The organism is Actinomycetota bacterium, assembly GCA_036280995.1.
GTDB lineage: Bacteria > Actinomycetota > CALGFH01 > CALGFH01 > CALGFH01 > CALGFH01.
Genome location: DASUPQ010000587.1, coordinates 1 through 8,483 on the forward strand (window position 1 = coordinate 1; position 8,483 = coordinate 8,483).

At 74.4% G+C, this 8,483-nt stretch carries 6 protein-coding genes; 2 read left to right on the top strand and 4 right to left on the bottom strand.

What is annotated here, in order from left to right:
* Nucleotides 1-38 precede the first annotated feature (38 nt).
* From VF468_19745 to VF468_19760, 4 genes are all read right to left on the bottom strand, one after another.
* Nucleotides 39-509 (bottom strand): nuclear transport factor 2 family protein, encoded by a 471-nt coding sequence (locus VF468_19745; GenBank protein ID HEX5880522.1) that lies wholly within the window; start codon nt 507-509, stop codon nt 39-41.
* Between the two features lie 26 nt (nt 510-535).
* A complete protein-coding gene (locus VF468_19750; protein ID HEX5880523.1) occupies nt 536-2,221 on the bottom strand; it encodes an FAD-dependent oxidoreductase in 1,686 nt (561 codons plus the stop codon).
* A 119-nt stretch (nt 2,222-2,340) separates the two neighbouring features.
* On the bottom strand, nt 2,341-3,951 hold the full coding sequence (locus VF468_19755; protein ID HEX5880524.1) for a hypothetical protein: 1,611 nt from the start codon (nt 3,949-3,951) through the stop codon (nt 2,341-2,343).
* The gene (locus VF468_19760) at nt 3,927-4,724 is read right to left on the bottom strand and encodes an ABC transporter ATP-binding protein (protein ID HEX5880525.1); all 798 of its coding nucleotides are present in this window, start codon (nt 4,722-4,724) and stop codon (nt 3,927-3,929) included. The genes VF468_19755 and VF468_19760 overlap by 25 nt, the downstream gene beginning before the upstream one ends.
* Nucleotides 4,725-4,762: 38 nt before the next feature.
* Here VF468_19760 and pcrA point away from each other — a divergent pair, with 38 nt between their 5' ends.
* Entirely contained in the window at nt 4,763-7,075 is a 2,313-nt protein-coding gene (pcrA, locus tag VF468_19765; GenBank protein HEX5880526.1) for a DNA helicase PcrA, read from the top strand.
* A 9-nt stretch (nt 7,076-7,084) separates the two neighbouring features.
* On the top strand, nt 7,085-8,053 hold the full coding sequence (locus tag VF468_19770) for a nitronate monooxygenase (protein ID HEX5880527.1): 969 nt from the start codon (nt 7,085-7,087) through the stop codon (nt 8,051-8,053).
* Nucleotides 8,054-8,483 lie beyond the last annotated feature (430 nt).

An 8,483-nucleotide genomic window follows, 5' to 3' on the forward strand; every position in this document is an offset into this window, starting at 1 on the left:
CAACGATGGCAAACCCGATCGCCAGTGCACCGCGCAGGCTACCCCATCGGCTTCGATGCATCGCGCCCGCCCTTCGAGAGCCAGTGATACCGCGCCGTATCGAGACCGCCGTAGTCGGGGTCGAGGTAGATGAAACAGCGCTGGATCTTGCCGTCGCGGATCTCGAACACGTCGCACCAGCGCCCGGCCCCGTGCTCGGGGTCCCCGGCCCGCCAGGGCCCGTCCTGGTGCTCGCCGTGGCTGGTCCCCTCGACGGCGAGCACGTCGCCGCCGGTGAACACCCAGTTGAACTCGTCGTAGTGGTGCTCGATGGCCTTGAGGGTGCCGCCGACGTCGCCGAACATCTGGCCGATCTGCTCCCTGCCCCTGGCCACCCCCCACTTGGGGAAGTAGACCTGGGCGTCGTCGGCGAACAGGTCGAGGATGCTGCCCCCGTCCTCGGTCACCCCCGCCCGGTCGAACGCCTTCAGGTACTGCACGACCAGCGCCTTGCGGTCGTCGTCGGTCATGACGGGCTCCTTTCCCGGGGTGCGGGCTAGCTGACGGGCTGGGGGGCGGCGACCCGCTCGGCGTCGGCGGCCGTGGCCGCCCGGTGGGCCAGGGCGAGGATCGGGCCCAGGGTGGCCCCACCGGCCCAGTAGGCCTGGGCCGAGGCCGAGGCGACGCAGTTGCCGACCCCGTAGAGGCCGGGGATGGGGCGGTCCTGGTCGTCGAGGACCTGGCCGTCGGGGGTGGCCTTGGGCCCGCCCTTGGTGTCGAGGGTCCCGCCGGTGACCAGGGCGGCATAGTAGGGGCCGGTGCCGGCCAGCGGCCACATGGTCGGGTTGGCCCGGTCCGGCTCCTCCCGGACGACGCCGTTGAACAGCTGCTCGACGGCCCGGTCGCCCCGGCCGAAGTCGGTGTCCTTGCCGGCGGCGGCCAGCTCGTTGAAGCGGGCGATGGTCGCCTCCAGGTTGGGAAGGAAGTCGTCGGCCAGGCGCAGCCCGCCGGTGACGCCGGCGTAGCCGGCCAGGCGCTCGCCGACGGCCGCGGCCAGGGCGGGCAGGTCGTCGCCGCGGATGACGTGGGCGTCGTCGGTGCCCGGGGGGACGATCAGGCGGCCGTACTCGTCGCTGGCCGAGTGGTCCTGGCTGCGCTGGTCCCAGATGGCCACCAGCACCAGATAGGGGTACTCGGCCGCGGCCGGGTCCCAGCGGAAGAAGGTCTGGGCGAGCTCGTTGTAGGCCAGCTTCTCGTTGACCACCCGCCGGCCCCGCTTGTCGACCCAGAGCATCGAGTCGCCGGCCACCGAGAACATCCCCGACATGGCCGGGTCGCGGGCCACCGCCTTCTCCAGCGACACCGGGCACATCCAGGCGTAGTTCATGTTGCGGAGCTGGGCGCCCAGGGTGCTGGCGATGTAGACGAAGTCGCCCTCGTTGGAGGCGGCGGCGCAGCCGCCGTACACGGGCACGCTGAGGAAGTTCTGGCGCAGCTCCGGGTCGTGGGTGAAGCCGCCGGTGGCGAACACCACCGCCTTGGCCGCCCCCACCCGGACGGTGGCGCCGTCGGCGGTGGTCGCCTCGACCCCGACCACCCGGCCGGCCTCGTCGCGGACGACCCGCTGCACCCGGTGGCCGGTCCTGACCTCGACCCCGTCGCGCTCGGCGGCCGCGCGCAGGGTCCTGATGGCCACCGCGCCCCCGTCCGACATGGTGTCGCGGGCGTCCTTCGGCACGAGCACCCGGCCCGTCGGGGCCTTGTCCTCGGGCAGCTCGCACCAGTAGTCGGGCACGGGGGCGCAGTGCCGGTAGGGGAGGGCGCCGCGCTCGGCCAGCAGCTCGGTGGCGGGCGAGGCGCCGTCGTAGATGGCCTCGCACACGGCGTACTCCCACTCGGTCAGGCCGAAGCGGGGCGCCTGCGGGTCGTAGCGCTGCGGCCGGGACAGGCGGGCCATGTAGCGCAGGCAGTCCTCCTTGGGATCCTCCAGGCCGAGGTCGCGCATCGGCTGGTTGTTGGGCACCCAGTACCAGAAGGCGGCCTTGGCGGCGGTCCCGCCAAGCTGCGGCGCCTTCTCCAGCACCAGCACGCGGTTGCCCAGCCAGCGGGCGAACAGGGCCGTTGGCAGGCCGGCCCCGCCCCCGCCGACGACCACGATGTCGTAGGTCGCGTCGAAGCCGGAGGAGCCGGTGGCGGGTCGCGCGGACTCGCGCGGCGCGGTGGACGGGGACGCTGGCGCCATCGCCGATCTCCCTCGTGTCCGGAAATGGAACGGTTCAAGCAGTATCTCCCGCCACGGCCGGGCGGGGTAGGGGTCCGGGTCCGGGGGGCTCAAGCCTGGCCTCCCGGCGGATCGGGGGGTCAGGCGGCGCGGCGGGGGCTGAGCGCGGCCAGCAGCTCGGGCTGGTGGCCGCCGAGCCAGGCCGCCCCCATGCCGAGCCCGACCCGCCACAGCCAGGCGCCGTAGACGACCGCCACCGGGCCGACCAGGACCAGCGCCGGCGGCCAGACGACCAGGCCGACCCCGACCAGCACGGCCAGCGGAAGCAGGAGCAGGCCCTGGGCGGCGAAGGCGACCATCTGCACCATCCCGACCAGGCAGCCCTGCCCGGTGCCCTGGACCGCCCAGAGGTTGGTGGCGTCGTCGGGCAGCGGGTAGGCGAACCGGACCGAGACCACGTCGGCCACGCCCAGCGACAGGGCGAGCACGCCCACGCCGAGGCAGAGCACCAGCGGCACGTACAGCCAGCCGCCGGTGATGGCGGCCAGGACCAGCGCCATCACGGCCGTGGCCAGGGTGCCGGTCAGCATCGCGGCCAGGTTCCGGCCGGCCAGGTCGCCGCGCGGGTCGGCCCCGGCGGCCACGTGGGTCCAGTAGGCGGCGCCGTCGAAGCCGAACTGGTTGAGGCTGTTCTGGCTGGCCAGGAAGGTCATGGCCAGCGACGCCAGCACCATCCAGGGGTGGCGCAGCCCCTCGGTGACGGCCACGAACACGACCAGGCCCAGGACCAGCAGGCAGCTCATCAGCCAGGCGACCCGCAGCCGCGGGTGCCGGGCCAGGTAGCGCAGCTCCTTGGCGGCGACGGCGCCCCGCTGGTCGGCCGGGAGCAGCCGCCGCAGCGGGCGCGGGAACAGGCCGGCCGGGGCGCGGGACCGGGCCCGGGCCGCCGGCTCGGCCGTGGTCAGCACCCGGTCAAGGCTCCGCCACCACCACCAGCCGAGCGCCACCACGGCCAGGGCCGCGCCGGCCAGCTCGGCGGCCGCGGGCAGGAGCCGCCCCTGGCTGGCGTCGACCAGCGCCCGGGCGGCCAGGCCGGGCGGCAGCCAGCCGATCACCCGGGCCAGCGGCCGCAGCGCCTCCAGGTCGGACCGCTCCAGCCGCTCGGCCAGCCGAGCCCCGACCTGGAGGGCCAGGTTGAAGGCGACCACCGTCACCGAGATGACCACGATCACCAGGTCGCGGGCCTTGCGGGAGCGGAGCTGGCGGGACAGGGCGGTGAGCAGGGCCCGCGACCCGACGATGCACAGGGCGAACTGGACGAGCACGGCCCCCACCACCAGCACCAACCCGGGACCGAGGGTGCCGAACCCGACCACGGCCCCGCCCAGGGCGACCAGCGTGCACAGCGGGGCCACGCCGACGCAGGCGGCCAGCGACAGCCCGGCCACCAGCTGCCCGGGGCGTAGCGGCAGCAGGGCCAGCCGGGAGGGGTCCAGGCTGGCGTCGCCGGCGAAGCTCAGCAGCGGGAACAGGCCCCAGCCGAGGAACAGGGCCAGGAACACCACCTCGACCAGCAGCAGCCCGGCCCGGGGCTCGGCCCGCGGCACCAGGGCGAGCAGCAGGAACCCGCCGAAGGCCAGGGGCAGCCCGGCCAGGGCCCCCAGGGCGAGGGCGGCCTGCTGGGCCCAGTTGCTGCGACGCAGCCCGTTGCGGAGCAGAGCGAGCTTCAGGCCGACCAGGTACCCAGCCAACCGAGCTCCTCGGCGCCGGCGTGGCTCGCGCCCACCAGCTCGACGAAGGCGTCTTCGAGGCTGCGCCCGGCCCGCACCTGGTCGGTCGGCCCCTCGGCGATGAGGCGGCCCAGGTGCATGATCCCGACCCGGTCGCAGAGCCGCTCGACCAGCTCCATGACGTGGCTGGAGAAGACCACCGTGGCCCCGCCGGCGGTGTAGCGCTCCAGCAGTCCGCGGATGGTCCGGGCCGACACCGGGTCGATGGCCTCGAACGGCTCGTCGAGGAACAGCACCCGGGGGGCGTGCAGCAGGGCCGCGGCCAGGGCGATCTTCTTGCGCATCCCGTGGGAGTAGTCGACCACCAGGGTGCCGGCGGCGTCGGCCAGCCCCAGCACCTCCAGCAGCTCGGCCGCCCGCGCCTCCACCAGCGGCGGCGGCAGCCCCCGCAGCAGCCCGTTGTAGGCGAGCAGCTCCGACCCGGTGAGCCGGTCGAACAGGCGCAGGTCCTCGGGCAGCACCCCGATGCGCCGCTTGGCTTCGACCGGGTCGCGCCACACCTCGACCCCGTCGATCACCACCAGCCCGGCGTCGGGCCGCAGCAGCCCGGTCACCATCCCCAGGGTGGTCGTCTTCCCGGCCCCGTTCGGCCCCACCAGCCCGAAGAAGCATCCGTGGGGGATGTCCAGGTCGATCCCGGCCACCGCCACCTTGGGCCCGAACGCCTTGCGCAGCCCGCGCACCGACAGCGCGGCCGGCGTGCGTCCGCCAGTCGTCGGTTCCCCTGTGCTCACGCCGCAAGCCTATCCCGTACCGCTCGTATACTGCGGGCGTGGACCCTTCGCCGGCGCCCGAGGAAGCTCCGGGTGCGTCCCCTGACCTGCTGGACGGGCTGAACGACGCTCAGCGGCTGGCCGTGCTGGCCACCGAGGGGCCGACCCTGATCGTGGCCGGGGCCGGGTCGGGCAAGACCCGGGTGCTGACCCACCGGATCGCCCACCTGATCAAGGACAAGCGGGTGCCGCCGACCTCGGTGCTGGCCATCACCTTCACCAACAAGGCGGCCAGGGAGATGCAGGAGCGGCTGCGGCACCTGGTCGGGCCGGTCGTGAAGGCGATGTGGGTGTCGACCTTCCACTCGGCCTGCGTGCGGATCCTGCGCCGCAGCGGCTCCCACCTGGGCTACACCTCCACCTTCAGCATCTACGACGAGGGCGACGCCGAGCGGCTGATGACCCAGGTCTGCCGGCAGCTCGACTTCGACCCCAAGCGGCTCTCGGCCCGCTCCATGCGCCACGCCGTGAGCGGCTGGAAGGACCAGCTGGTCGACCCCGAGGCCGCCGCCGACCGGGCCCTCGGCTGGTTCGAGAAGAAGGCCGCCGAGGCCTACCGGCTCTACCAGCGCCGCCTGGTCGAGTCCAACGCGATGGACTTCGACGACCTGATCCTGCAGACGGTCCGGCTGTTCCAGGAGCACCCCGACGTGCTCGCCGAGTACCAGAAGCGGTTCCGCTACGTGCTCGTGGACGAGTTCCAGGACACCAACGTCGCCCAGTACGAGCTGCTCAAGCTGCTCGCGGCCGAGCACCGCAACCTGTCGGTGGTGGGCGACGGCGACCAGTCGATCTACGCCTTCCGGGGGGCCACGGTCCGCAACATCCTCGACTTCGAGGCCGACTACCCCGAGGCCAACGTCATCCTGCTCGAGCAGAACTACCGCTCGACCCAGACCATCCTGTCCGCGGCCAACGCGGTCATCGCCAACAACCTGGAGCGCAAGCCCAAGAACCTGTGGACCGCCATCGGCTCGGGCAACCCGATCGTCCGCTACCAGGCCGAGAACGAGCACGACGAGGCCGCCTACGTCGTCGAGGAGGTCGAGCGCCTGCACGACCAGGGACTTGGCTACGGCAAGGTGGTCGTCTTCTACCGGACCAACGCCCAGTCGCGGCCCCTGGAGGAGGTGTTCGTCAAGGCCGGGCTGCCCTACAAGATCGTCGGCGGGGTCAAGTTCTACGACCGGCGCGAGGTCAAGGACCTGCTCGCGTACCTGAAGGCGACGGTCAACCCGCTGGACACGGTCAGCCTGCGCCGGGTCCTGAACGTGCCCCGGCGCGGCATCGGCGACACCTCGGAGCGGGCCATCGACCGGTTCGCCGCCGAGGAGGGGATCCCGTTCGGCGACGCCCTGCGCCGGGCCGGCGAGATCCCCGGCCTCGGGGCCCGCCAGGGCCGGGCGGTGGCCGACTTCGTGGCCGTGCTCGACGAGCTGGCCGCCGGGGTGGAGGAGGGCCGCTCCCCGAGCGTGCTCGTCCAGGACGCCTGGACCCTGTCGGGGCTGATGCGGGAGCTGGAGGCGGACACCTCGATCGAGGGCCAGGGCCGGGTCGAGAACGTCCGCGAGCTGCAGTCGGCGGCCGAGGAGTACGAGCTGCGCGAGGGGCTGGAGGCCGAGCCGACCCTGGCCGGGTTCCTGGAGTCGATCGCCCTGGTCTCCGACGCCGACCAGGTCGAGTCGGGCAGCCAGTCGGTCACCCTGATGACCCTGCACACGGCCAAGGGCCTCGAGTACCCGGTGGTGTTCATCGTCGGGCTGGAGGAGAACGTGTTCCCCCACGTCCGCTCCATCGGCGAGCCCCGCGAGCTGGAGGAGGAGCGCCGCCTGGCCTATGTCGGCATCACCCGGGCCCGGGAGCGCCTGTACCTGACCAACGCCTGGAGCCGGACCCTGTTCGGCTCGACCAGCTACAACCTGCCCTCGCGGTTCCTCAAGGAGGTGCCCGAGGAGCTGGTCACGGTCGCCCCCGGCCAGCGGGCCACAACCGGTGCGGCCCGCTCCGGCCCGGCCGGCTGGGGCGACTCCAGCCCGGCGTTCGGGGCCGGCCGCAGCAGCTTCAACGCCCGGCCGTCGCCGCCGGTGTCGTTCCAGCGCCAGCCGACCCCAGGCGAGCGGCTGGCCGACCGCCAGCGCGGCGCCCTCGACCTGGGCCTGACCCCCGGCGACGAGGTCGAGCACCGCCAGTGGGGGCGGGGGGTGGTGGCCACCGTGTCCGGCCAGGGCGAGCGGGCCATGGCCGAGGTCGACTTCCCCGGGCTGGGCCGCAAGCGCCTGCTGCTCCGTTACGCCCCGCTCACCCGACCCTAGGGGGCCGCCGTGCTGTCCACGCCATTCACCGAGCTGCTGGGCTGCCGGCTGCCGCTCCAGCAGGCCCCCATGGGCGGGGTCACCACTCCGGAGCTGGCGGCGGCCGCCGCCGAGGCGGGCGCGGTCGGCATGGTCCCGGCCCAGATGCTCCCGGCCGAGGCGCTGGCCGGGCTGCTGGACGACCTGGCCGGCCGCACCGGCGGGGTCGTCGGGGTGACCTTCCTGCTGCCGTTCGGCGCCGACCCGGCCTGCGTCGAGGCCGCGGCGGCCGGGGCCCGGCTGGTCGACTTCTACTACGGCGACCCCGACCCGGCCCTGGTCGCCAGGGTCCACGACGGCGGCGCGCTCGCCTCCTGGCAGGCCGGGTCGGTGGCCGAGGCACGGGCGGCCGCCGACGCCGGCTGCGACCTGGTGGCCGTGCAGGGGACGGAGGGCGGCGGGCGGATCCGGGGCCGGGTCGCCCTGCTGCCGCTGCTGGCCGAGGTCCTCGACGCGGTCGAGGTGCCGGTGGTCGCCGCCGGCGGGGTCGCCGGCCCCCGCGGGGTCGCGGCCTGCCTGGCCGCGGGCGCGTCCGCCGTCCGGGTCGGGACCCGGCTGCTGGCCACCGAGGAGTCCGGCGCCCACCCCGACTACGTCGCCGCCCTGCTCCGCGCCGGGGCCGAGGACGCCGTGCTCACCGACGCCTTCTCGGTCATGTGGCCGCGGGGCCCGGAGCCGCACCGCACCCTCCGCTCGGCCCTCGAGGCCGCCGAGGCCCTCGAGGACGGGGTCGTGGGGGAGACCCGCATGGGCGCCACCACCCTCCCCGTCCCCCGCTTCGGCGTCCCCTGCCCCAACCGCGAGACCACCGGCGAGATCGCCGCCATGGTCCACTACGCCGGCCAGGGCGTCGGCGCCACCACCGAGGTCCTCCCGGCCGCCCAGGTCCTCACCGACCTGGCCGACGGCGCCGAGCGCCTCCTGCGCCGCTGGGGCTAACGGGTCGTTCCCCACCTGCGCACGGCGCTCGGCCCTGGCCGCACCTGGCGCGATGGCCGCCGGTCGGCCCCATGTCCTCGCCTGGCACGGTGGCCGCCCCGCCAGCGCACGGGCGCCCTTCACCCATCAGGCCCGGTGGCGGGTCCCCCGGTGGGGGAGCGTAGCCCAACGCGGAGCGGTGGTGACGGCGGTCGTCCACAACCCCCGACCCTGCCCCGACCACACCCGACCCCGGACTCGTCGGAGCCATCTGGCACCATCGCAGGATGCGCCTCCGGATCTACCTCGACGTCCTCCGCACGCCCTCGGTGACCCGGCTGCTGTCGTCGGCGGTGGTCGGGAGGATGCCGACGGCCATGGCCGGGCTGGCGATCGTGCTGCTGGTGCGGGAGGGCGGCGGGTCGTACGCGGTCGCCGGGATGGTCGCCGG

What these genes read in the sequence shown, in the direction of transcription:
- VF468_19745 (HEX5880522.1), bottom strand. Translation starts at nt 509, where the DNA reads ATGACCGACGACGACCGCAAGGCGCTGGTCGTGCAGTACCTGAAGGCG.
- VF468_19750 (HEX5880523.1), bottom strand. Translation starts at nt 2,221, where the DNA reads ATGGCGCCAGCGTCCCCGTCCACCGCGCCGCGCGAGTCCGCGCGACCC.